The following is a 20,959-nucleotide window of genomic DNA, read 5'->3' on the forward strand; positions in this document are numbered from 1 at the left end:
CCCGCACCACCCGCCGCGGGGCCGCTCCACCCTTAAGGAAAGGCACTTTTCGTGCGTAACACCGCCAAGCTCACCACCGCCGTCCTCGCCGCCGGAGCCCTCACCTTCGGGCTCACCGCCTGCGGCTCGGACAAGGACTCCGCCTCCTCCGACTACAGCGGACCGCTGGTCGTCGCCGCGAGCCCGACCCCGCACGCCGAGATCCTCGACTACATCAAGGACAACCTGGCGAAGAAGGCCGGACTCGACCTGGAGGTCAAGGAGTTCCAGGACTACATCGTGCCGAACACGGCGACCGAGGACGGCTCGGTGGACGCCAACTACTTCCAGAACAAGCCGTACCTCGACGACTTCAACAAGAAGCGCGGCACCCACATCGTGCCCGTCGTCACGGTGCACCTGGAGCCGCTCGGCCTCTACTCCCACAAGGTCAAGAGCGTCGACGCGCTGAAGAGCGGTGCGACGATCGCCGTCCCCAACGACGCGGTGAACGAGGCGCGCGCCCTCAAGCTGCTCGCCGCCAACGGCCTCATCACCCTCAAGGACGGCGCCGGCAGCGAGGCGACCCCGCAGGACATCGCCAAGAACCCGAAGAACCTCCGGTTCAAGGAGGTCGAGGCGGCCCAGACCGCGCGCTCCCTGGACGACGTGGACGCCGCGGTCATCAACGGCAACTACGCCATCTCGGCCGGCATCAAGCCCGCCAAGGACGCTCTCGTCCTGGAGTCCGCGAAGAACAGCCCGTACGGCAACTTCCTCGCGGTGAAGAAGGGCAACGAGAAGGACCCGCGGGTGAAGAAGCTCGCCAAGCTGCTCACCTCGCCCGAGGTGAAGAAGTTCATCGAGGACAAGTACCAGGGCTCGGTCATCCCGTCCTTCTGAGCCACCCCGCCCTTCCGGGCCCTCCCGCCCCTGCGGCGGCACGTATACGGCGTATCGCCACGCACGGGGTCCACTCGGTCACCACGGGTGGACCCCGTCGTGCGGTTCAGTGGTTTCATGCTGCATGCTGGGCAGTTCGCAGGCCCTGACGGTCTGCCGGGTTGGCCCTGAAGGATTTCCGAAGGTTACGGAGCGGCGCATGACTAGCACCTTCCCCAACATCTCCATCAGCACGGAGCGGTTGGTGCTGCGGCCCCTCGACGAGGACGACGTGCCCGCGCTGGCCGAGATGATGAACGACGAGCAGGTCGGGGCCTGGACGTCCGTGCCGCAGCCGTACACCGAGGGCGACGCCCGCGCCTGGATCACCGAGAACGCCCCCGCCGAGCGTGCCGAGGGCCGCGGCATCGTGCTCGCCGTCACCGAGTTCCTCACCCAGCGACTCGTCGGCATGGTGCACCTGCAGAACACGGACTGGCGCGTGCGCGCCAGCGAGATCGCGTACGTCGTCGCCCCCTGGGCGCGCGGTGAAGGGTACGCCACCGAAGCGGCCCTCGCCACCGCCCAGTGGCTGTTCCACGATCAGAAGTTCGAGCGGATGGAACTGCGCACCGCCGCCGACAACACCGCCTCCCAGCAGGTGGCCCAGAAGATCGGCTGTATCAGCGAGGGTGTGCTCCGCAACGCCTGGATAGCGCGGACCCGGGCGCAGAACGGGGAGTGGACCGACGTGCGCACCGATGTCATCGTCTGGAGCCTGCTGCCGGAGGATCTCGCCGAGGTCAGCGAACAACTGGCCGACACCGGTGGTTTCACCTCCTTCAACGACTGGAACTGACACTTCGGGGCCCATGGAGGAACGACCGGCGTCACGACGACGGCACCTTCCGCCAGGTAACCTCACGGAGCCCTACCTGCGTAAACCCTCTGGAGACCGACGACTATGGCCGACCGCGTCACAGTGATCGGCTGGGACGGCTCGCCGCTGACAGCCACGGCACGCTCCGCCCTCGGCGCCGCCACGCTCGTCGCGGGCGCGGCCCACCATCTCGCCCTCCCCGAGGTGCCGCCCGGCGCGGAACGCATCCGCCTCGGCAGCGTCGCCCTCGCGGCCCGCCGCATCGCCGGCCACCGCGGCACCGCCGTGGTGCTCGCCGACGGCGACCCCGGCTTCTTCGGCGTCGTACGGACCCTGCGCGCACCCGAGTTCGGCCTGGAGGTCGAGGTCGTCCCCGCCGTCTCCTCGGTGGCCGCCGCCTTCGCCCGCGCCGGGATGCCCTGGGACGACGCACAGGTGGTTGTCGCACACCGACGCACCCTGCGACGCGCGGTGAATGTGTGCCGCGCCCACACCAAGGTCGCCGTCCTCACCTCACCCGGCGCCGGACCCGCCGAACTCGGGCTGCTGATGGAGGGCGTGCACCGCACCTTCGTCATCTGCGAGGAACTCGGCACCGAACGCGAACAGGTCCACGTCGTCACCTCCGACAAGGCCGCCGACCACGCCTGGCGCGACCCCAACGTCGTCATCGTCATCGGCGGCACGACCGCAGCGGTGCCGGTGCCCGAGGGCGGCGGCTGGATCGCCGGCCGCGATCCGGCGGCCGGCCCGCGAGGCTGGGTGCTGCCCGACGCGGAGTACGGCGACGGCGCCCCGCTCGGCGAAGGGGAAACGGATCTGCTGCGGGCCGCCCAACTCGCCCGGCTGGGTCCCCGGGTCGGAGACCTCGTCTGGGACATCGGCTGCGGCAGCGGCGCGTTCGCCACCGAGGCCGCGCGCGCCGGAGCCGCCGTCATCGCCGTCGACCGGGACCTGGCGGCCTGCGTGCGCAGCGACACGGCCGCCCGGAAGTTCGGCGTCCAGCTCCAGATCGTGCACGGCACTGCCCCGCACGTGCTGGAGAACCTGCCCGAGCCCGACGTCGTCCGGGTCGGCGGCGGGGGAGCGGCCGTCGTCAACGCCGTCGCCGACCGCCGCCCGCAGCGCATCGTCACCCACGCCGCCACCCGCGACGCCGCCGAACTCGTCGGACGCGACCTGACCGAGCACGGATACCAGGTCGAGTGCGCCCTGCTGCAGTCCGTCGAACTCGACACCAGGGCCTGGACGGAGACCGAGCGGAACGTCGCGTTCCTGCTCAGCGGTGTTCTCCCCGAGCGCGCCCCGTGATCCTGTTGTCATACTGCGCGCGGTAGGCTGGCCGATCGCTGCACCGCACCGGTGGCCCGGAAATCTGTTCGTCAATGTCCGGAAAACACGCTCCTTTTGGGGCGGGTGTGGTACGGCAGAACCGGGGACGCGCAACGTGGCGCAGTCCACAGCGGGCTGTCGCGGATCACGCTGTCGCGACGGTCGAACGGCCGGGACAATGCCACTGAATGGCTTTGTCGCCTTTTCCGGCGGGTCGTTCGTGCCGCTGGGCACGCACGCTCGTTCTTCACTGCGGGGCGGTCGGTGCGCCGTCCCGGGCGAGCTGGTCGTAGAAGGCACTAACCGATGGGCGAGGGGTACGCATGACGGACACCGGCCAGGTCCCGGGCGAGGGACTGCCGGAGAGCGCAGGCATGGTGGAACAGCCGGGCGTTACCGCGCACGGCGCGTACACCTACCTCTCCGAGTCGCCTGCCGAGGACGAAGAGGACCTGCTGCTCCCCGGCGCCCAGGGCGCCTGGGGCAACGAGGTGCCGCCGCCGGCCCCGGAGCCGGTCGTCGAGACCGTCCACGAGCCCGGCCCGCACGAGACGGGCGGCCGGGACAGCGGCGCGGTCGACCTCATCGCCGTCCGGCTGCCCAGCTCGGTACCGGCGTCCCCGATCCTCTCCGTGCCGCACGACCCGGCGGCCGCCCCGGCCCCGCGCCGCCCGCTGCACCTCGGTCCGCCGATCCCCGACGCCTCCACCAGCCCGGTCCGCTCCCTCGCCGACCGCGGTCCGGCCGGCGCACCGGTACGGCAGCCGGGGGTGCCGGCGGCCGGTCCCGAGTACCTCGACGTCCAGTCGCTGCACGAGGCGGTACCGCCGTCCGCCGCGCCCTGGGGTGCGCCGCAGACAGGGGCGCAGACCGGCGCCCCGCAGGTCGCTCCGGTGGCGGTTCCCGTGGCTCAGGTGGCCGCACAGGCCCCGGCTGCCGAAACGGTTGCTCCGGTGGGCGCTGCGGCACCGGAGACGGTTGCCGTCGCGGCCCCCGCCGCTCCCGTTGCCCCGGAACCCGAGCCGCAGCCGCTGCCCGTGGCCGTCCACGAACCCGGCGTTCCCGACCCGGCCGGCGCCGCCCAGGCGGCCGTCGCCCGCCTCACCACGGCGGCCACGGCGGCCGGCACCACGGGCGAGCCGCAGGGCGCCGTCCAGCCGGTCGACGCGGGCGTTCCGGCGCCGGTGACCGAACCGGTGGCGCCGCAGGCCGTGCATGTGCCGGACGGTGCGCAGACGGCGCAGGTACGGCAGTTCCCGGACGCTCCCGCGACCGCCGAGGTCCCGCAGGCTCCGCAGGGACCGGACGCGGTGCCGGTGCAGGCGGCTCCGGTGGCGGCGGTGGGTCCGGAGTCCGCGCAGACTCCCGGCGCCGACGTGACCGCGGGCGACGGTGTCCCGCCGGTACCGGAGCAGACCGGCCACCGGTTCGCGGAGCAGGAGCCGGAGGCGGTCGCCGAGTTCGTGGTGGCCGCGCAGCCGGGGGTGCCCGAGCCGGGTCCGGCACCGGAGGCTGTCGCGCAGGAAGTCGTCGTATCGGAAGTCGTCGTACCGGAAGCCGTCGTACCGGAAGTCGGCGTATCGGAAGCCGTCGTGGCCGAGCCCGTCCTGGCCGAGCCCGTTCCGGCCGTCCAGCCGGTGCCCGCCGGGCCGGTACAGCCCGAAGAGGCCCTCCTTGAGGCGGCCGGCCCGGTGGCCCCCGCGCCCGTCGTCGCCGTCCCGGAGGGCGAGCAGGTCGTCCCGCCCGCCGCGGCCGACGTACCCGCCGCTGCTGTCGTACCGGCGCTGTCCGAGACCCCCGAGGCGCCCCCGGCCGAATCCGCCCAGCCGGTCGAAGCCCCCCTCGCGGGCCCGCAGACCCAGGGCTCGGCGCCCGCAGCCGGGGAGGCCCCGGCGGAACCGGCCGCGGACCACCCGCTCGGCGAGTTCGTCCCCGTCGACGGCCAGGTGCCGACCACCCCGCACCTCGCTCCCACCCCGCCCCACCCGCTGATCCTCCCCGCCCAGGACCAGGGCGGGCCGTCCCTGCCCGAACAGGTCGCGACGGTCCCCGCCCCGCGTGAGGCCGAACCCGCTCCGCTGCCGGAGCCCCCCGATGTCGTACAGCAAGCGGAGGACCTGGACACCAGGGCCGCCGACCAGGAAGAGAGCACGGCCCCCGTGGCAGAAGCACGTCAGTCCACCGGCCCGGCCGCGCCCGCCTACGACGACGCCGAACGCGAGGCCGTCCTCAAGGTCATGCGCGAGCGCCGTGACATCCGCAACGGCTTCCGCAGCGACCCGATCCCGCACGAGGTGCTGCTGCGCGTCCTGGAGGCCGCGCACACCGCGCCCTCCGTCGGCCACTCCCAGCCCTGGGACTTCGTCGTCATCCGCTCGGCCGACACCCGCCGTTCGATGCACGAACTGGCCATGCGCCAGCGCGACGCCTACGCCAAGTCCCTTCCCAAGGGCCGCGCGAAGCAGTTCAAGGAACTGAAGATCGAGGCGATCCTCGACACCCCGGTGAACATCGTCGTCACCGCCGACCCGACGCGCGGCGGCCGCCACACCCTCGGCCGGCACACCCAGCCGCAGATGGCGCCCTACTCCGCCGCCCTCGCCGTCGAGAACCTCTGGCTCGCCGCGCGCGCCGAGGGCCTCGGCGTCGGCTGGGTCAGCTTCTTCGACGAGCGCGAGATGGTCCGCGCCCTCGGCCTGCCCGAGCACCTTGAGGTCATCGCCTACCTGTGCGTGGGCTACGTCGACGAGTTCCCGGACGAGCCCGAGCTGATGCAGGCCGGCTGGTCCAAGCGCCGCCCGCTGTCCTGGGTCGTGCACGAGGAGACGTACGGCCGCCGCGCGCTGCCCGGCGAGGACCCGCACGACCTGCTCGCCGAGACCGTCGCCAGTGTCCGCCCGCTGGACGCCAAGGCGCTCGGCGAGGCCTGGGAGCGGCAGAAGCGGATGACCAAGCCGGCCGGCGCGCTCGGCATGCTGGAGATCATCTCCGCCCAGCTGTCCGGCCTGTCCCGGCAGTGCCCGCCGCCGATCCCGGAGCCCGCGGCCGTCGCGATCTTCGCGGGCGACCACGGGGTGCACGCCCAGGGCGTCACCCCCTGGCCGCAGGAGGTCACCGCCCAGATGGTGGCCAACTTCCTCGGCGGGGGAGCGGTCTGCAACGCGTTCGCGAGCCAGGTGGGCGCCGAGGTCTGCGTGGTCGACGTCGGCGTCGCGGCCGAACTGCCCGCCACGCCGGGTCTGCTGCCCCGCAAGGTCCGCGCGGGCACCTCCGACATGACCACCGGCCCCGCGATGACCCGCGAGGAGGCCAAGCAGGCCATCGAGGTGGGCATCGAGACCGCCCGCGACCTGGTGGCCGCCGGCAACAAGGCGCTCCTCACCGGCGAGATGGGCATCGCGAACACGACCGCGTCCGCGGCCCTGATCTCCGTCTTCACGGGCGCCGACCCCGCCGAGGTCACCGGCCGCGGCACCGGCATCAACGACGAGACCCTCGCCCGCAAGACCGAGGTGGTCCGCCGCGCCCTGGAACTCCACCAGCCGGACCCGGCCGACCCGATCGGCGTGCTGGCCGCGATCGGCGGCTTCGAACACGCGGCGATGGTGGGCCTGTTGCTGGGCGGCGCGTCCCTGCGCACACCGGTGATCCTCGACGGCGTCAGCGCCGGTGCCGCCGCCCTGGTGGCCCGCGCCATCGCCCCCGAGGTCCTCGCCGCCTGCATCGCCGGCCACCGCAGCGCGGAACCCGGCCACGTGGCAGCCCTGAACAAACTGGGCCTGCGCCCCCTGGTCGACCTCGACCTCCGCCTGGGCGAGGGCACGGGCGCCCTGCTCGCGCTTCCCCTGGTCCAGAGCACGGCCAGGGCCATGCACGAGGTGGCGACGTTCGACTCGGCGGGCGTCACGGAGAAGTAGCGACTGCCGTTCCGGCGACGACCGAGGGTCGCTCGTCGCCGGTGCTCGGCTGCCTGCCGCCGGTCATCGGCCGCGAGTCGCCGGTGGCCGGTCGTCTGCCGCAGGCCGACGGCAGCTGGAAGTCGAACTCGGCCGCCGGTTGCCGCGAGGCGACTCCGCCGGTTTCCTCTGGCTGGTGGCTGGTGGCTGGTGGCTGGTGGCTGGTGGCTGGTGGCTGGTGGCTGGTGGCTGGTGGCTGGTGGCTGGTGGCTGGTGGCTGGTGGCTGGTCCCTGCGCCGTTGCGCTGCTGAGCTGCTGGGTCGCCGGGCAGGGCGGCAGCGCCGGGTTCCTTCTCGTCGGACCCGTGGTTGTGGGCAGGCGTTCCTCCCCCGGTGCCTTAAGGGCCTGGGACCCCCATGGCGGAACGGGTGGGCACAACCACCCACAGCCGTGCACCCGGCCGCGCAGCCCAGCCACCGGACACCCGAGCCGCCCGAAACCCCCGCCCCGTAAAATCTGCACGTCAGGGCTACCGCGCCGCCGCCGACAGAGGAGCCGCACCTCATGGCCGAACACCCCGCCTACCCCGTAGGCCTCCGCCTCTCAGGCCGCCGCGTGGTCGTCCTCGGCGGCGGTCAGGTGGCCCAGCGCCGCCTCCCCGCCCTCATCGCGGCCGGTGCTGACATCACCCTCGTCTCCCCGGCGGCCACCCCCTCCGTCGAGGCGATGGCCGACGCCGGCGAGATCACCTGGGAAAGGCGCCCCTACCAGGACGGCGACCTCGGCGAAGCCTGGTACGCCCTGATCGCCACCAGCGACCCCGCAGCCAACACCGCCGCCTCCGCCGAAGCGGAGCGCCACCGCGTCTGGTGCGTGCGTTCCGACGACGCCGACCAGGCCACCGCCTGGACCCCGGCGACCGGCCACAGCGAGGGCGTCACGGTCGCCGTCCTCACCACGGACGCGCGCGGGCGCGACCCCCGCCACACCGCCGCCATCCGGGACGCCGTCGTCGAGGGTCTGCGCGACGGCACTCTCGTCGCCCCCCACCACCGCGCCCGCACCCCCGGCGTCGCCCTGGTCGGCGGCGGCCCCGGCGACCCGGACCTGATCACGGTCCGCGGCCGCCGCCTGCTGGCAGCCGCCGACGTCGTCATCGCCGACCGCCTCGGCCCCCGCGACCTCCTCGCCGAACTCCCGCCGCACGTCGAGGTGATCGACGCCGCGAAGATCCCGTACGGCCGGTACATGGCCCAGGAGGCCATCAACAACGCCCTGATCGAGCACGCCAAGCAGGGCAAGTCGGTCGTACGGCTCAAGGGCGGCGACCCCTACGTCTTCGGCCGGGGCATGGAGGAGGTCCAGGCGCTCGCCGAGGCCGGGATCCCGTGCACGGTCGTCCCCGGCATCTCCAGCTCGATCTCCGTGCCGTCCGCCGCGGGCATCCCGGTCACCCACCGGGGCGTCGCACACGAGTTCACGGTGGTCAGCGGTCACGTCGCCCCGGACGACGAGCGCTCGCTGGCCGACTGGCCGTCCCTCGCGAAGCTCACCGGGACCCTCGTCGTCCTCATGGGCGTCGACAAGATCGGGAAGATCGCCGAGACCCTGGTCGCGCACGGGAAGTCCCCGGACACCCCTGTCGCCCTGGTCCAGGAAGGCACGACGGCCGCTCAACGCCGGGTGGACGCGACCCTCGCCACGGTGGCGGAGGTCGTCCGCGCGGAGGAGGTGAAACCCCCGGCGGTCATCGTGATCGGCGAGGTCGTGAACGTCGGCCCGCCGGCGGCGCCCTGAAGGGCATGGGCGTAACCCCGGGTAACACAACCCGCCCCAGACCATTGGCACCCCACCCAGGACAAGGCAGTATCACCCTGTGGCCGATCTCATCACCGTTGAGGATCCCGACGACCCGCGCCTGCGTGACTACACGGGCCTGACCGACGTCGAGTTGCGCCGCAAGCGCGAACCGGCCGAGGGCCTGTTCATCGCCGAGGGCGAGAAGGTCATCCGCAGGGCGAAGGACGCGGGCTACGAGATGCGTTCCATGCTGCTGTCCGCCAAGTGGGTCGACGTCATGCGCGACGTCATAGACGAACTCCCGGCCCCCGTCTACGCGGTCAGCCCGGAGCTCGCCGAGAAGGTCACCGGCTACCACGTGCACCGCGGCGCCCTCGCCTCCATGCAGCGCAAACCGCTGCCGACGGCGACCGAACTGCTGCGCACCACCCGCCGGGTCGTCGTCATGGAGTCGGTCAACGACCACACCAACATCGGCGCGATCTTCCGCTCGGCGGCGGCCCTCGGCATGGACGCGGTGCTGCTGTCCCCGGACTGCGCCGACCCCCTCTACCGCCGCAGCGTGAAGGTCTCCATGGGCGCGGTCTTCTCCGTGCCGTACGCCCGTCTCGACACCTGGCCCAAGGGGCTGGACTCGGTCCGCGAGGCCGGGTTCACGCTGCTCGCCCTCACCCCGGACGAGAAGGCCCGCAGCCTGGACGAGGCGGCCCCGCACCGGATGGACAGGGTCGCCCTGATGCTGGGCGCGGAGGGCGACGGCCTCTCCACCCAGGCGCTGGTCGCCGCCGACGAATGGGTGCGCATCCCGATGTCCCACGGCGTCGACTCCCTCAACGTGGGCGCGGCGGCCGCGGTCGCCTTCTACGCGGTGACCGCCGGCCGCCCCGAGGCGTAGGACCCGCTACTCCCTGAGGGCCGCCACGGCCTTCGCCGGTACGGCGCCGGTACCGGGCACGCCCATCCCGTGCGCGGGCCCGGAACAGCCCTGGGCCAGCGCGATCCCCAGCGCCACCAGCAGGGTCACCACGACGAACACGAAGAGCCGCTGGCGGAGCAGTCGCGGATTGGCCGGCCGTCGTCCGGTACCCGTCGGACGCGGCCCCGGCCGTCCGCTGCCACCGCGCGACGCGGGCCGGCTCCCGCTCGCGCTCCCGTTCCCGGGCCGGGTGCCGTTGCCGCGCGGGGCGGGTGTCGGGCGCGAGCCGTTCGGCCGGGACGGTACCCCGCCGGCCGGTCGGGGACCGCTGCCGCCGCGCGAGGGAGCGTTGCCCCGCGCCTGAGCGCCCGACGTACCCGGCGAGGTCTGTGGCCGGCGCTGGGTGCGCTGCGGATCCGGGTAGGTCGAGTAGGTGTCGGCGAGCCGCCCGGTGGGCCGGTCCGCCTCCGCGGCACGCGGCGCGGGCGGCCGTACGTCGGCCAGCCCCTGCGCTTCGCGCGCGGCGATCTCCTTCAGCCGGAGCGACAGCTGGAGCGTGCTGGGCCGCTCCTCCGGGTCCTTCGCCAGGCAGGCCCGCACCAGCGGAGCCAGCGCGTCCGGCACCCCGTGCAGCGCCGGCTCCTCGTGGACCACGCGGTAGAGCATCACCTCGGAGCTGCCGTGACCGAAGGGCGAGTCGCCGGTCGAGGCGTACGCCAGGGTCGCGCCGAGCGAGAAGACGTCCGTGGCCGGGGTGACGGCCGCCCCGCGCACCTGCTCGGGCGCGAGGAACCCGGGGGAGCCCACCGCCGTACCCACGTGGGTGAGGGTGGAGGCCCCGGTGGCCCAGGCGATGCCGAAGTCGATGATCCGGGGGCCCTTCGGGGACAGCAGGATGTTCGACGGCTTGAGATCCCGGTGCACGACCCCGGCCTCGTGCACGGCGACCAGGCCCTCGGAGAGCGCCGCGCCGACCGCCGCCGCATCCGCCGCGCCCAGCGGGCCGTCGTCGGCGACCTTGTCGTGGAGCGAGGGGCCGGGCACGTACTGGGTGGCGAACCACGGCCGCTCGGCCTCCAGGTCCGCCGCGACCAGACGGGCGGTGCAGCCGCCCCTGATCCGCCGGGCCGCCGAGACCTCACGGGCGAAGCGGGACCGGAACTCCTGGTCCTCCGCCAGATCGGGCCGGATCACCTTCAGCGCGACCCGCTGCCCCTTCTTGTCGGAACCGAGGTAGACCACGCCCATGCCGCCGGCGCCGAGCCTTCTGTGAAGCCTGAACGAGCCGACGACGCGCGGGTCCTCGCGCCTCAGGCGCATCATCGCCATGTTCATCCCCGCTGCCCGGTCCGTCTGACGTGGCACAGCTTACGTTTACCCGGCCGCCCGTGCGCAGAGGCCGCGCCCTCTCGGCCCGATGGATTGTCAGTGCCGGGTGCGAGACTTGAGGAGTGGTCAGGAAGGCGCCGTTATCGGCGCCTTTGAGCACCCGTCTGCTCCAACAAGCCGTCACAGAAGGGGGATTGATGCTGTGAAGGGTGACCGCGTGGAGATAGTCGTGGACGCCGGCGACACGACCCGTACGTACGAGGTGGTGGCGAGCCGGGCGGGCCGCCGGGTGGAGACAGCGGTACGGCGAGGGGTGGTGGAAGTGAGCGAAGTCACGCGAAACGGCACCGTCGTCCGGACCGCGCGCTTCATGGCGACCCGGGTCCTGGCCCTTGTGGAGCAGCCGGTGCCCCGAGAGGACAGCTCGGAAAAACCGGGAAGGACCGGGCACCCCCTCCGGGAAGACCCCGAGGGGTAGGACCCGACGTAGGACCCGTCTCCACCCAGGGGAGTAGACCGCAGGTCACGGCTCATCCTCTCGGAGGCCCGCGATTCGGTACGAGGGCATGACGTCCGCGAGGTGGCACGCGCCTAGATTTGAGGTCAAGCGGCGGGTGCAGCACTCGTCCCCCGAGGTCAGACACCCGCCGCTGCCAACGACAACTGAACGGTCAGGAGAGGGACCATGGCTCTTACGGCACAGCGGACACGCACCACCCGCCCCCGCCGGCAGGGCCGCCGCCACCCCCTGGTGGCGACGCTGATGGCCCTTCCCCTGGCGGTCCTGCTCCTCGTCGTCTTCGACGGCTGGGAGACAGTGGCCACACAGGCGTCGTCCGTGGGAGTGATGCTGGGGCGCTGAGCGGCGACCCCAGGCCCGGAAGAGCGGTCCGGGCGGGGACATCCACCCATGAAACCCCGTGGGGACGGGGGTGCGGCGGACGGCAAAATGCCGGCGCAGCTGGGGAGCTGCGCCGGCATTGCTTTTTTCCGGGGCGTACGGCCGTTGCCAGGCCGCGGGCCGGTGGGGGCTGATCACGCAGTTCCTCCCCCAGCCTCCGGCCGGAGGGACCCCCAGCGCCCCTTACAGGGGCGCTGCCCAGCCGTGTCCTGCATACATGGCTGCGGGCAGTCGTGCCTCCCCCAGTGCCTTAAGGGCCTGGGAGGTGCCCCCAGGGCGGCACGGGTGGGCGCAGCGGCACCCAGCAAGCGCGGCGAGCGACACCCCGGTACCCCAACCCCCACCCCGGCCGTCTGTGAAGCCCGGCCACCGCACCCACGTACCCTCACCCCAGCACAGCCGCACATCCCGGGGGATCTCATGACCGCAGACGTACTGCCGCAGCTGACCGCCGAGGTCAGAGCCGCCGCCCACCCCGACGCGGCCCCCCGCCGCTGCACCTGCGGCACCGCCACCCTCGCCGACCGCCCCGACACCACGGTCCTCCGCCACGCGGCAACGGTCGCCAAGGCCCACGCCCCCGGCACCGACCCCGTCGCCCTCACCCGCCGCCTCGCCATCGCCGCCCGCCTCCCCGACGTCTTCCTCCCGCCCCTCGCCCCGGCCCCCGCCGCCTTCGTCGACGACCGCCCCGTCACCCTCTGGCCGTACGGCGCTCCCGTCGACCCGGACGCCCCGGAGACCGCGCCCTGGGAAGCCGCCGCCACCCTCCTCGCCCTGCTCCACCGCACCCCGCACACCCCCGCCGCCGCACCCCCGATGCGCGGCCCCGCCAAGGCGGCCCACGCGATGGCCCGGCTCAGGGAGGCCCTCGCCGGTGCGGGCGCCCATCCCGCCGCCGCGCCCGTCCTGCGCGCCTGGTCCGCCCTGCCCGCCTGGGCCCGCGCCGAGGCATCCCCCGTGCCCGGCCGCCCCCGCACCCTCTGCCACGGCGACCTGCACCTCGGCCAGCTGGTCCGGCACCCGGCACCGGACGGCCCGTGGCGCCTCATCGACGTGGACGATCTCGGCGTGGGCGACCCCGCCTGGGACCTCGCCCGCCCCGCGTCCTGGTATGCCTGCGGGCTCCTCCCGCCCGACGAGTGGACCCGCTTCCTCGGCGCCTACCGCGAGGCCGGCGGTCCGGCCGTACCGGCGGACGGCGACCCCTGGCCCGCCCTGGACGTCCCGGCCCGCGCCCTCACCGTCCAGACCGGTGCCCGCTACCTCGCGAAGGCGATCGCGGCGGACCGTGCCCTGGACGAGGTGCAGCAGTCCCTGATCGACGCTTGTGCCCGGATGGCACCGGAATGACCCTTCGTCCGCCCCGGTTGACGCACGATTTCCCGAAGTAGGCTGCAACCGGCCAGGGTCGGACGGAGTCTGTCCTGGAAGAACGTGAAGCAGTTTTTACCGGCGAGGAGTTGAGCCGACCATGCAGTGTCCGAAGTGCCATGCGCCGATGCACACCTACAACCGCAACGGCGTCCAGATCGAGCAGTGCAGCGGTTGCCGGGGCATCTTCCTCGACTACGGCGAGCTGGAGGCGCTGACCCAGCTGGAGTCGCAGTGGTCCAAGCCCATGCCGCCGCAGGCTCCGCAGGCGTACCCGGCCCCGCCCGCGCCGGCCTGGGGCGCCCCGCAGCACGGCGGCGGCCACCACGGCGGCGGTCACGGCGGGCACTACGGCGGCCACGGCCACCACGGCCACAAGAGCTGGGCGCACATGCTCTTCTCCAGCTGAGCCCACGAAGAAGCCCCGGCCGTCGAGACGGCCGGGGCTCTTTGCTGTGTGGACGATACTGGGATTGAACCAGTGACCTCTTCCGTGTCAGGGAAGCGCTCTCCCGCTGAGCTAATCGTCCTCGGGACCATGATCCGAGGATCACGGGCACTGCGTGCGCGATACTGGGATTGAACCAGTGACCTCTTCCGTGTCAGGGAAGCGCTCTCCCGCTGAGCTAATCGCGCGGGGCAGATCCACAGCCTTCCGGCCAAGATCCAGTGGACGATACTGGGATTGAACCAGTGACCTCTTCCGTGTCAGGGAAGCGCTCTCCCGCTGAGCTAATCGTCCTTGGAGGTGGAGACGGGATTTGAACCCGTGTAGACGGCTTTGCAGGCCGTTGCCTCGCCTCTCGGCCACTCCACCAGGAGTGTAGGGGATCGGGAAGACCCCTCGTTCCTTCGAGCGGACGACGAGGCTCGAACTCGCGACCTCAACCTTGGCAAGGTTGCGCTCTACCAACTGAGCTACGTCCGCCTGTCGTTTCGGTCCGCTCTCGCGTCCCGGCGACGTGTTGAACTCTAGCGGATTCCCGGGCCAGCACAAAAACGCGTTTGCGCAGCGTGCTGCGCCGGTCCCGGTGGGCGAGGTGGTCAGGGCACCCTTGACGACATGCCCGGGTCATCCCCAGGACACCCGCCATAGACTCGACGACGTGCTTCGTCGTCCTGCTCATCACCCTCCTCTCGCCCGGTTCGGCGACCGTGTCGCCACCGGCCTCCTCGACGTGACCAGTGATCCCGCGGCCCTCGACTCGTCCGGTTTCTGGGCCGTCTGCGCCGATTTCGAGGGCCGGCTGACCTGCGCCCGCTTCGGTGACGTACGGGAGGAGCCGGTGCCCGCGCCGGTGCCGGGGCAGTGGCGGGGCCCGGCGGCAGGTGACTGGACGTCGTCCCTCGACCGCGCCGCGTACACGGCGGCGGTGCGGCGGATCCGTGCGCACATCGCGGCCGGCGAGGTCTACCAGGCCAACCTCTGCCGCGTGCTGTCCGCGCCGATCGACCCGGACGCGGACGTGGACGCCCTGACCGCGCTGCTGGCCCGCGGCAACCCGGCGCCGTATGCCGGAACGATTCGCCTCCCGGCCCACGGGGTGGAGACGGCCACCGCCTCGCCCGAGCTGTTCCTGCGCCGGACCGGGCGGATTGTGCAGAGCGGGCCCATCAAGGGGACCGGCCGTACCGAGGCGGACCTCCTGGAGAAGGACTACGCCGAGAACGTGATGATCGTGGACCTGGTCCGCAACGACATCGGGCGCGTCTGCGCCACCGGCACCGTGACCGTCCCCGACCTGTGCGCTGTGGAGAAGCACCCGGGGCTGGTCCATCTCGTCTCCACGGTCCGGGGCGAGCTGCGCGCCGACGCCGGCTGGCCCGACCTGCTCGCCGCGGCCTTCCCGCCCGGCTCGGTCACCGGCGCGCCCAAGTCGAGCGCCCTGCGGATCATCGAGGCCCTGGAGACCGTGGAGCGCGGCCCGTACTGCGGTGGCATCGGCTGGGTGGACGCGAACCGGGGCGTCGGCGAGCTGGCCGTGGGCATCCGCACCTTCTGGATCGACCGGTCCGGCGACGGTGACGCGCTCCGGTTCGGCACCGGCGCCGGGATCACCTGGGGCTCCGACCCGGACGGCGAATGGCGGGAGACCGAGCTGAAGGCCGCCCGGCTGCTCGCGGTAGCGTCGGGTACGTACGACGTGAACGAAGGGGATCCCGGGTGCTGAGCCGGCCCGGCGGACGACCTTCGGACCCCGGCCGGTCCGCCGCGTCGGATGCACCAGGTGCATCCGACGCGGCGGGCGCTGACTTGTAGAGGTAGGGAGCAGTGAAGATCTGGCTGGACGGCGGGTTGCAGGACGTGGAGTCCGCACGTGTCTCCGTCTTCGACCACGGGCTGACCGTGGGGGACGGCATCTTCGAGACGGTGAAGGCGACCGGGGGACGGCCCTTCGCGCTCACCCGCCACCTCGACCGGCTGACCCGCTCGGCCCGGGGCCTCGGCCTGCCCGACCCCGACCACGGCGAGGTCCGCCGGGCCTGCGAGGCGGTCCTCGCGGCCAACCCGATGGAGCTGGGCCGGCTGCGCATCACCTACACCGGCGGCCACGGTCCCCTCGGTTCCGACCGCGGCGACCGCGGCCCGACCCTCGTGGTCGCCCTCGGCGAGACCGGCCGCCGCGCCGACTCCACCGCCGTGATCACGGTCCCCTGGACCCGCAACGAGCGCGGCGCGCTCACCGGCCTGAAGACCACCTCCTACGCCGAGAACGTCGTCGCCCTGGCCCGCGCCCACCGGCACGGCGCCTCCGAGGCCCTGTTCGCCAACACGGTCGGGCAGCTCTGCGAGGGCACCGGCTCCAACGTCTTCGTCGTCCTCGACGGCGAGATCCACACCCCGCCGGTCTCCTCGGGCTGCCTGGCCGGCATCACCCGCGCCCTGACCGTCGAGTGGACCGGCGCCCGCGAGACCGACCTGCCCCTGGACGTCCTGGAGCGGGCCGACGAGATCTTCCTCACCTCCACTCTGCGCGACGTCCAGGCCGTGCACCGCGTCGACGACCGTGAACTCCCCGGTGCACCCGGCCCGGTGACCGCCAAGGCCATGCGCATCTTCGACGAGCGCTCGGGTGAGGACCTGGATCCCTGAGCGCCCTGCCGGACGGGGCCTTGTCGGGCTGACGTCACCCTCCCGGGCGGGGTAGAACACGGCTGATGACCACGACCCTGCGGCCGACCGAGCCGCTCCAGCACGGCGCCGACGGGGCGCCGTCCCGTCACTTCCAGGTCTGCGTGAACGGCAGGCCCGTCGGCGCCCTCCATCTCGGCACCTCACCGCATCTCGGGGCCCGCGTGGCCCGGATCGCCGACCTGCGCATCGAGGAGCCCGACCGCCACCGGGGCCGGGGCACCGTGGCCGCGCTCGCCGCGGAGGAGGTGGCGCGGGGCTGGGGCTGCCGTCAGATCGAGGTGAGTGTCCCGGCCACCGCCGAGCCGGCGCTGCGGCTCGTCACGGCGCTCGGGTACGTCCCGCGCAACCGCAGGATGGAGAAGCACCTCGGCGACACCCCGCCCGCCCTGCCCGCCGGCAGCCTCGGCCGTGCCATGACCGAGGAAGAGTTCGAGGGGTGGCTCGCGTACGAGGCCGGGGCGCACGCGCGCATGTGGATCGAGCGGGGCGTGCCCGAGGCCGAGGCACACGAGAAGGCGCGGCGCGACCACGAGCGGCTGCTGCCCCGGGGGCGGGCCACCGAGGACATGCGGTTCAGCGTCCTCGAACACGAGGGGACGCGCGTCGGCACCCTGTGGCTGGCCCTCAGGCAGGACCGGGCCTGGGTGTACGACGTCGAAGCCGACGCCGCCCACCGCGGCCGGGGACACGGCCGCACCCTCATGCTGCTGGCGGAGCACCAGACGGTCGCCGCCGGCAGACCCGTCCTCGGCCTGAACGTGTTCGCCGGCAACACCCCGGCCGAACGGCTCTACGAGGCGCTGGGGTACGTCACCGTCTCCCGCATCCTCTACAAGAACCTGATCTGAGGCCCGGTCACTCCCGCCGGGTCACCCCTGCTCGGCCAGCAGTCGGTCGGCGATCTCGGTCACGCGCTCGCGCAGGCCATCCTGGCTCTTGCCGCCGTCGAGGCGTTCGCCGCCGATGACGTACGTCGGGGTGCCGGTCACGCCGATCGCCTTGCCCTCGGCCTGGTCGGCGTCCACGATCAGGATGTGCCGGCCGTCGATCAGCGCGGTGTCGAACTCCTCGGCGTCCAGGCCCAGTTGGCCGGCCACCTCGACCAGGAACGGCTCGCCCTGGCGGTCCAGTTCCTCGACCCGGCCGAGGACCGCCTCGACGTACTCCCAGCCCTTGCCCTGCACCAGGGCCTCCTCGGCGGCCTGCGCGGCGGCGAAGGCGTGCTTGTGCTTCTCCAGCGGGAAGTGCCGCAGCCGCAGCTCCAGCCGGTCACCGTACCGGGCACGCAGGGCGCGGAGGTCCTCCAGGGCACTGCGGCAGTCGGAACACTGGAGTTCACACCAGACGTCGAGGACCGGGGCGTCGGCACGTGCGGGGGAGTCGTTCATGCCGGCCAGTCTTCCAGGCCACGCTCCGTCCACCCAATTGAGCCGGGCGGGGGTGGCCGGTGACGGTGGGTGCGGCCGTGGCTCGTCCCTGGGGTGGAGGTGTCCCGGAGAGGACCCCGAGATGCCCCTGATTGTCGGGCCTGGACATGGATCGCACGGGCCGGGCGGTGCACGATGGAAGGGGCGGAGCAGCGCACGCACCCCGCCCGACCCAGCCCGCAGGAGGACCGGATGATCGCCGAGACAGTCTGTTCCGCCGTGTCCGCGGCAGGCCTGGGCATCGCCGTGGTCACCGCCTACCGCAAGCGGTACCTGGCGGCGGCCCGTATCGCCGCCTACTCACTCGTTCCCGTCGGCCTGGTGATGACCGGCGTGGTCGGCTGGCTCGCCGACACCGCCTTCAGCCCGACCGCGTGGGCGGGCCTCGGCGTGCTCGGCGCGGCCTGGGCCCTGTTCGCCACCACCCGCGCCGTGGAGCGCCGGCGCGGCGGCACCCGTGCCACCCGTGCCGAGCGGAAGGCGGCCTCCCGGGGCGAGCAGCGCGACGCCGTCGCGCCCGCCGCCTCGGCACCGTCCCTGAGTCCGGCCACCCGCCCGGCGACCAGGCCCGCGGCGCCGTCCCGCGGCACCGGCTCGGGTGACGACTTCAGCGACATCGAGGCCATCCTCAAGAAGCACGGGATATGACACACCGCGGTGCCGGACGGGGCGCGGGGGCGGCGCCCGGCAGCACGCCGGGCGCGGCGCAGTTCAGCCGGGTCGCGGGCGCATGCATATGACAATCGCATGAGGCATTGAAACGACACAGTGCGCCCACGGCCCGCCCGGAAGTGGTCAGAGGGCGGGCGGAAGTGAAACGGACATTGTGGAATTCGGCGAACTCCCGCCCATTCCGGGTGTGTTGATCGCGTGGCGGGTGCCCTCTGGGACATCATCGCCGCGAGATGCTGGACACGAAACAGAGCGAGGCCGCGCCGCCGAAGGACGAGCCCCGCGGGTGCCTCTTCGCCCTTTCCCAGCCACCGCTGATGATCTTCCTAGCGGTGATCGGGTGTCTGCTCCTCATGGCTGCGCTGCACGACCTGCTGTGGCTATGAGCCGTACCCGTCAGTCCCGGCGCCACCCGCCGGGACCGGCGTCGGCATCCGCCCCACGCCCCGCCGGTACTCCCGCCACGGGCACCTGGCGCCGACATCTCCCCGGTCGGCCCGACGTCTCCCCGGTCAGCCCGCCGCTTCCTTGCGGCGTGCCCGGTAGGCGGCGACATGCAGGCGGTTTCCGCAGGTCCGGCTGTCGCAGTAACGGCGCGAACGGTTACGGGAGAGGTCGACGAAGGCGCGCCGGCAGTCCGGGGCCTCGCAGCGCCGCAGTCGCTCCTGCTCCCCGGCGACGACGAAGAACGCGAGCGCCATCCCGCAGTCGGCGGCGAGGTGGTCGGCCACCGAGGCGCCGGGCGCGAAGTAGTGAACATGCCAGTCGTAGCCGTCGTGGTCCGTGAGCCGGGGCGTGGTGCCCGCGGCCGCGACCAGCTCGTTGATCATCCCGGCTGCGGTCCTGGCATCCGGAGCGGCGAAGATGCCCGCGAACCGGCCGCGGATCTTGCGCACCGCCGACAGATCGAACTCCGACAGCGCACCCACATCGCTGATGTCGTGGTTTCGTACGAAATCCTGGAGGGTGGCGACATCGGGCAGTCCGTCCGCCGCCGCGTCGTCCTCCGGCACGGTGTTCACCAGATCCACCACGGCGTCGAGAGAACACCGGGTGTCGTGGGTGATCAGCACGTTTCGCTCCCTGGCCTGAGGGTCGGGCGGGCGCCCGCCGATGGTGGCCGATGGTAGCGACATACGGCGGCCCCGCAGCGTGCCCTGTCCCACTCGTGACTGACGGGTACAACGCGCACCGCCCCCCGGCGGTTCCACGGGCACGCGGACGCACCGGCGCCGCCCCGTGACCCAACACGGTGGCGGCGCCGGTGCTGCCGTATGCGGTTGTCTAGGCCCGAGCCGTCTCCCCGAGTGGACGGCGCCGGGCGGCTTGCAGGGGGCGTGCCCTCAGCTCTCTGCCAGGATGTGGGAGAGCTCCTGATCGAGATCGAAGTGGCGGTGTTCCGTGCCCGGGGGCACGGCGGCGTCCGTCCGCTTCAGGAAGGACTCCAGAGCCCGCGCCGGGGCTTCCAGCAGGGCCTCTCCCTCCGGAGAGCTCAGGGCGATGCACACGACGCCCTGACCGTGACTGCGGGACGGCCAGACGCGGACGTCTCCGGTGCCGGTGGGGCGGTGCAGCCCCTCGGCGAGGAGGTCGCGGGCGAACACCCACTCGACGGTCTCCTCGGCTCCGGTGTGGAAGGTGGCGTGCACGGCGTAGGGGTCGGCCGTGTCGTACCGCAGGCCTGCGGGGACAGGCAGGGATGACTCGCTCGACACAACGAGGCGCAGGTGCAGCTCGCAGCTGACCGTGGTGTTCATAAGCGCCAGGGCCTTTCGCTCAGTGTGCGCTCGGGGATTCGCACGTCGGCGAAATCGACATGCCACCTACGGTGCCGTTGTAAACCCCTCTGAGTGTTTTGCGTGTGTTTACGTAACTCTTCCGGCCGAGAACCTGGACGCGATCTACGACCATTCCGGTGACCGGAATCGCTCGGGTAGGGTTTGGTCGTATGAATACGGGGAGTGACGAAACGGGCGAGACCACCGTGGCCTCGGGCGGCAGCGGGACGGACGGGACGGCGGCGGACCGGGCGCGCGACGAGCGGGGGCTCGGATCACGGGCGCCCGAGTTCGTCAGGGCGCGCCGGATGCTGCACCTGAGCTGGCAGGTCGGGGTCTTCGTGATCGGCCTGGCGGTGGTGGCCGTGGGTGTCGTCCTGCTGCCGCTGCCCGGCCCCGGCTGGGTGATCATCTTCGCCGGCATGGCGATCTGGGCGACCGAGTTCGTCTGGGCCCAGCTGGTGCTGCGCTGGACGAAGCGCAAGGTCACGGAGGCCGCCCAGAAGGCCCTCGATCCCAGGGTGCGCCGCCGCAACATCACGCTGACGACGATCGGCCTGGTGGTCGTGGCCGCCGGGGCCGGGGTCTACCTCTCCAGGTTCGGGATCGTGATGCCGTGGAGGATCGAGGAGTGATCCGGACGACGGCGCGGGCCCC

The 20,959-nt window shown here is 72.7% G+C and carries 21 protein-coding genes and 5 tRNA genes; 17 read left to right on the forward strand and 9 right to left on the reverse strand.

Going from position 1 to position 20,959, the window contains the following annotated elements; all coding sequences use genetic code 11:
• The first annotated feature begins 51 nt into the window (after positions 1–51).
• The 7 genes from ACIQVL_RS24280 to ACIQVL_RS24310 all read left to right on the forward strand — a co-directional run bounded on the left by ACIQVL_RS24280 (position 52) and on the right by ACIQVL_RS24310 (position 9,664).
• Positions 52–882, forward strand: coding sequence for a MetQ/NlpA family ABC transporter substrate-binding protein (locus tag ACIQVL_RS24280; protein WP_403476334.1), 831 nt, complete (start codon positions 52–54; stop codon positions 880–882).
• A gap of 199 nt (positions 883–1,081) precedes the next feature.
• On the forward strand, positions 1,082–1,720 hold the full coding sequence (locus ACIQVL_RS24285; protein ID WP_403476335.1) for a GNAT family N-acetyltransferase: 639 nt from the start codon (positions 1,082–1,084) through the stop codon (positions 1,718–1,720).
• A gap of 105 nt (positions 1,721–1,825) precedes the next feature.
• Complete coding sequence (gene cbiE, locus ACIQVL_RS24290) at positions 1,826–3,052, forward strand: precorrin-6y C5,15-methyltransferase (decarboxylating) subunit CbiE (RefSeq protein WP_403476336.1); 1,227 nt, start codon at positions 1,826–1,828, stop codon at positions 3,050–3,052.
• A gap of 344 nt (positions 3,053–3,396) precedes the next feature.
• Complete coding sequence (cobT, locus tag ACIQVL_RS24295) at positions 3,397–6,990, forward strand: nicotinate-nucleotide--dimethylbenzimidazole phosphoribosyltransferase (RefSeq protein ID WP_403476337.1); 3,594 nt, start codon at positions 3,397–3,399, stop codon at positions 6,988–6,990.
• 41 nt (positions 6,991–7,031) lie between these two features.
• Positions 7,032–7,280 (forward strand): hypothetical protein, encoded by a 249-nt coding sequence (locus ACIQVL_RS24300; protein WP_403476338.1) that lies wholly within the window; start codon positions 7,032–7,034, stop codon positions 7,278–7,280.
• A 253-nt stretch (positions 7,281–7,533) separates the two neighbouring features.
• Complete coding sequence (gene cobA, locus ACIQVL_RS24305) at positions 7,534–8,766, forward strand: uroporphyrinogen-III C-methyltransferase (protein ID WP_403476339.1); 1,233 nt, start codon at positions 7,534–7,536, stop codon at positions 8,764–8,766.
• Positions 8,767–8,845: 79 nt separating this feature from the next.
• Positions 8,846–9,664, forward strand: a complete 819-nt coding sequence (locus tag ACIQVL_RS24310) for an RNA methyltransferase (protein WP_093505269.1) — start codon at positions 8,846–8,848, stop codon at positions 9,662–9,664.
• Positions 9,665–9,670: 6 nt separating this feature from the next.
• Here ACIQVL_RS24310 and ACIQVL_RS24315 read toward each other — a convergent pair whose 3' ends face one another.
• A complete protein-coding gene (locus ACIQVL_RS24315) occupies positions 9,671–11,020 on the reverse strand; it encodes a protein kinase (protein ID WP_403429816.1) in 1,350 nt (449 codons plus the stop codon).
• 196 nt (positions 11,021–11,216) lie between these two features.
• Between ACIQVL_RS24315 and ACIQVL_RS24320 the strand changes: the two genes are divergently transcribed.
• From ACIQVL_RS24320 to ACIQVL_RS24335, 4 genes are all read left to right on the forward strand, one after another.
• A complete protein-coding gene (locus ACIQVL_RS24320; protein ID WP_093505273.1) occupies positions 11,217–11,492 on the forward strand; it encodes a hypothetical protein in 276 nt (91 codons plus the stop codon).
• A 207-nt stretch (positions 11,493–11,699) separates the two neighbouring features.
• Positions 11,700–11,876: a hypothetical protein gene (locus tag ACIQVL_RS24325; protein ID WP_403476340.1), complete on the forward strand. Its 177-nt coding sequence runs from the start codon at positions 11,700–11,702 to the stop codon at positions 11,874–11,876.
• A gap of 459 nt (positions 11,877–12,335) precedes the next feature.
• Positions 12,336–13,268 carry a phosphotransferase family protein gene (locus tag ACIQVL_RS24330; protein WP_403429546.1) on the forward strand — a complete coding sequence of 311 codons (933 nt, stop codon included), beginning with the start codon at positions 12,336–12,338 and terminating at the stop codon, positions 13,266–13,268.
• 121 nt (positions 13,269–13,389) lie between these two features.
• A complete protein-coding gene (locus ACIQVL_RS24335) occupies positions 13,390–13,698 on the forward strand; it encodes a zf-TFIIB domain-containing protein (protein ID WP_403429547.1) in 309 nt (102 codons plus the stop codon).
• A gap of 49 nt (positions 13,699–13,747) precedes the next feature.
• On the opposite strand, the gene ACIQVL_RS24340 is transcribed toward ACIQVL_RS24335, so the two are convergent.
• The 5 genes from ACIQVL_RS24340 to ACIQVL_RS24360 all read right to left on the reverse strand — a co-directional run bounded on the left by ACIQVL_RS24340 (position 13,748) and on the right by ACIQVL_RS24360 (position 14,217).
• Positions 13,748–13,819: transfer RNA gene (locus tag ACIQVL_RS24340), tRNA-Val, on the reverse strand.
• Positions 13,820–13,853: 34 nt separating this feature from the next.
• Positions 13,854–13,925: transfer RNA gene (locus tag ACIQVL_RS24345), tRNA-Val, on the reverse strand.
• A gap of 34 nt (positions 13,926–13,959) precedes the next feature.
• Positions 13,960–14,031 (reverse strand) — tRNA-Val (locus ACIQVL_RS24350).
• Between the two features lies 1 nt (position 14,032).
• Positions 14,033–14,106 (reverse strand) — tRNA-Cys (locus ACIQVL_RS24355).
• A 38-nt stretch (positions 14,107–14,144) separates the two neighbouring features.
• A tRNA-Gly gene (locus ACIQVL_RS24360) sits at positions 14,145–14,217 on the reverse strand.
• A 178-nt stretch (positions 14,218–14,395) separates the two neighbouring features.
• Here ACIQVL_RS24360 and ACIQVL_RS24365 point away from each other — a divergent pair.
• The 3 genes from ACIQVL_RS24365 to ACIQVL_RS24375 all read left to right on the forward strand — a co-directional run bounded on the left by ACIQVL_RS24365 (position 14,396) and on the right by ACIQVL_RS24375 (position 17,273).
• The gene (locus ACIQVL_RS24365) at positions 14,396–15,460 is read left to right on the forward strand and encodes a chorismate-binding protein (RefSeq protein ID WP_403476341.1); all 1,065 of its coding nucleotides are present in this window, start codon (positions 14,396–14,398) and stop codon (positions 15,458–15,460) included.
• Positions 15,461–15,561: 101 nt separating this feature from the next.
• The gene (locus ACIQVL_RS24370; RefSeq protein WP_403476342.1) at positions 15,562–16,383 is read left to right on the forward strand and encodes an aminotransferase class IV; all 822 of its coding nucleotides are present in this window, start codon (positions 15,562–15,564) and stop codon (positions 16,381–16,383) included.
• Positions 16,384–16,448: 65 nt separating this feature from the next.
• A complete protein-coding gene (locus ACIQVL_RS24375) occupies positions 16,449–17,273 on the forward strand; it encodes a GNAT family N-acetyltransferase (protein WP_403429553.1) in 825 nt (274 codons plus the stop codon).
• Positions 17,274–17,294: 21 nt separating this feature from the next.
• Here the strand turns inward: ACIQVL_RS24375 and ACIQVL_RS24380 are convergent, their stop codons facing one another.
• Entirely contained in the window at positions 17,295–17,813 is a 519-nt protein-coding gene (locus ACIQVL_RS24380) for a DsbA family protein (RefSeq protein WP_403429554.1), read from the reverse strand.
• A gap of 231 nt (positions 17,814–18,044) precedes the next feature.
• On the opposite strand from ACIQVL_RS24380, the gene ACIQVL_RS24385 reads away from it, so the two are divergent.
• On the forward strand, positions 18,045–18,500 hold the full coding sequence (locus ACIQVL_RS24385) for a hypothetical protein (protein ID WP_403429556.1): 456 nt from the start codon (positions 18,045–18,047) through the stop codon (positions 18,498–18,500).
• A gap of 257 nt (positions 18,501–18,757) precedes the next feature.
• Positions 18,758–18,910, forward strand: a complete 153-nt coding sequence (locus tag ACIQVL_RS24390; protein WP_167450005.1) for a hypothetical protein — start codon at positions 18,758–18,760, stop codon at positions 18,908–18,910.
• Between the two features lie 126 nt (positions 18,911–19,036).
• On the opposite strand, the gene ACIQVL_RS24395 is transcribed toward ACIQVL_RS24390, so the two are convergent.
• Positions 19,037–19,597 carry a CGNR zinc finger domain-containing protein gene (locus ACIQVL_RS24395; protein ID WP_403429558.1) on the reverse strand — a complete coding sequence of 187 codons (561 nt, stop codon included), beginning with the start codon at positions 19,595–19,597 and terminating at the stop codon, positions 19,037–19,039.
• A gap of 270 nt (positions 19,598–19,867) precedes the next feature.
• On the reverse strand, positions 19,868–20,281 hold the full coding sequence (locus ACIQVL_RS24400; RefSeq protein ID WP_004002642.1) for an SsgA family sporulation/cell division regulator: 414 nt from the start codon (positions 20,279–20,281) through the stop codon (positions 19,868–19,870).
• Between the two features lie 191 nt (positions 20,282–20,472).
• Between ACIQVL_RS24400 and ACIQVL_RS24405 the strand changes: the two genes are divergently transcribed.
• Positions 20,473–20,937 carry a TIGR02611 family protein gene (locus ACIQVL_RS24405; RefSeq protein WP_403476343.1) on the forward strand — a complete coding sequence of 155 codons (465 nt, stop codon included), beginning with the start codon at positions 20,473–20,475 and terminating at the stop codon, positions 20,935–20,937.
• Positions 20,938–20,959 lie beyond the last annotated feature (22 nt).

It is taken from the genome of Streptomyces sp. NPDC090499 (assembly GCF_044769305.1).
In the GTDB taxonomy this organism is placed as follows: Bacteria; Actinomycetota; Actinomycetes; order Streptomycetales; family Streptomycetaceae; genus Streptomyces.

Coding starts and splice junctions, on each gene's coding strand:
- ACIQVL_RS24380 (WP_403429554.1), bottom strand. CDS start 17,813: ATGAACGACTCCCCCGCACGTGCCGACGCCCCGGTCCTCGACGTCTGG.
- ACIQVL_RS24285 (WP_403476335.1), top strand. CDS start 1,082: ATGACTAGCACCTTCCCCAACATCTCCATCAGCACGGAGCGGTTGGTG.
- cobA (WP_403476339.1), top strand. CDS start 7,534: ATGGCCGAACACCCCGCCTACCCCGTAGGCCTCCGCCTCTCAGGCCGC.
- ACIQVL_RS24325 (WP_403476340.1), top strand. CDS start 11,700: ATGGCTCTTACGGCACAGCGGACACGCACCACCCGCCCCCGCCGGCAG.
- ACIQVL_RS24375 (WP_403429553.1), top strand. CDS start 16,449: ATGACCACGACCCTGCGGCCGACCGAGCCGCTCCAGCACGGCGCCGAC.
- ACIQVL_RS24390 (WP_167450005.1), top strand. CDS start 18,758: ATGCTGGACACGAAACAGAGCGAGGCCGCGCCGCCGAAGGACGAGCCC.
- cobT (WP_403476337.1), top strand. CDS start 3,397: ATGACGGACACCGGCCAGGTCCCGGGCGAGGGACTGCCGGAGAGCGCA.
- ACIQVL_RS24385 (WP_403429556.1), top strand. CDS start 18,045: ATGATCGCCGAGACAGTCTGTTCCGCCGTGTCCGCGGCAGGCCTGGGC.
- ACIQVL_RS24335 (WP_403429547.1), top strand. CDS start 13,390: ATGCAGTGTCCGAAGTGCCATGCGCCGATGCACACCTACAACCGCAAC.
- ACIQVL_RS24405 (WP_403476343.1), top strand. CDS start 20,473: ATGAATACGGGGAGTGACGAAACGGGCGAGACCACCGTGGCCTCGGGC.
- ACIQVL_RS24400 (WP_004002642.1), bottom strand. CDS start 20,281: ATGAACACCACGGTCAGCTGCGAGCTGCACCTGCGCCTCGTTGTGTCG.
- ACIQVL_RS24330 (WP_403429546.1), top strand. CDS start 12,336: ATGACCGCAGACGTACTGCCGCAGCTGACCGCCGAGGTCAGAGCCGCC.
- ACIQVL_RS24315 (WP_403429816.1), bottom strand. CDS start 11,020: ATGAACATGGCGATGATGCGCCTGAGGCGCGAGGACCCGCGCGTCGTC.
- cbiE (WP_403476336.1), top strand. CDS start 1,826: ATGGCCGACCGCGTCACAGTGATCGGCTGGGACGGCTCGCCGCTGACA.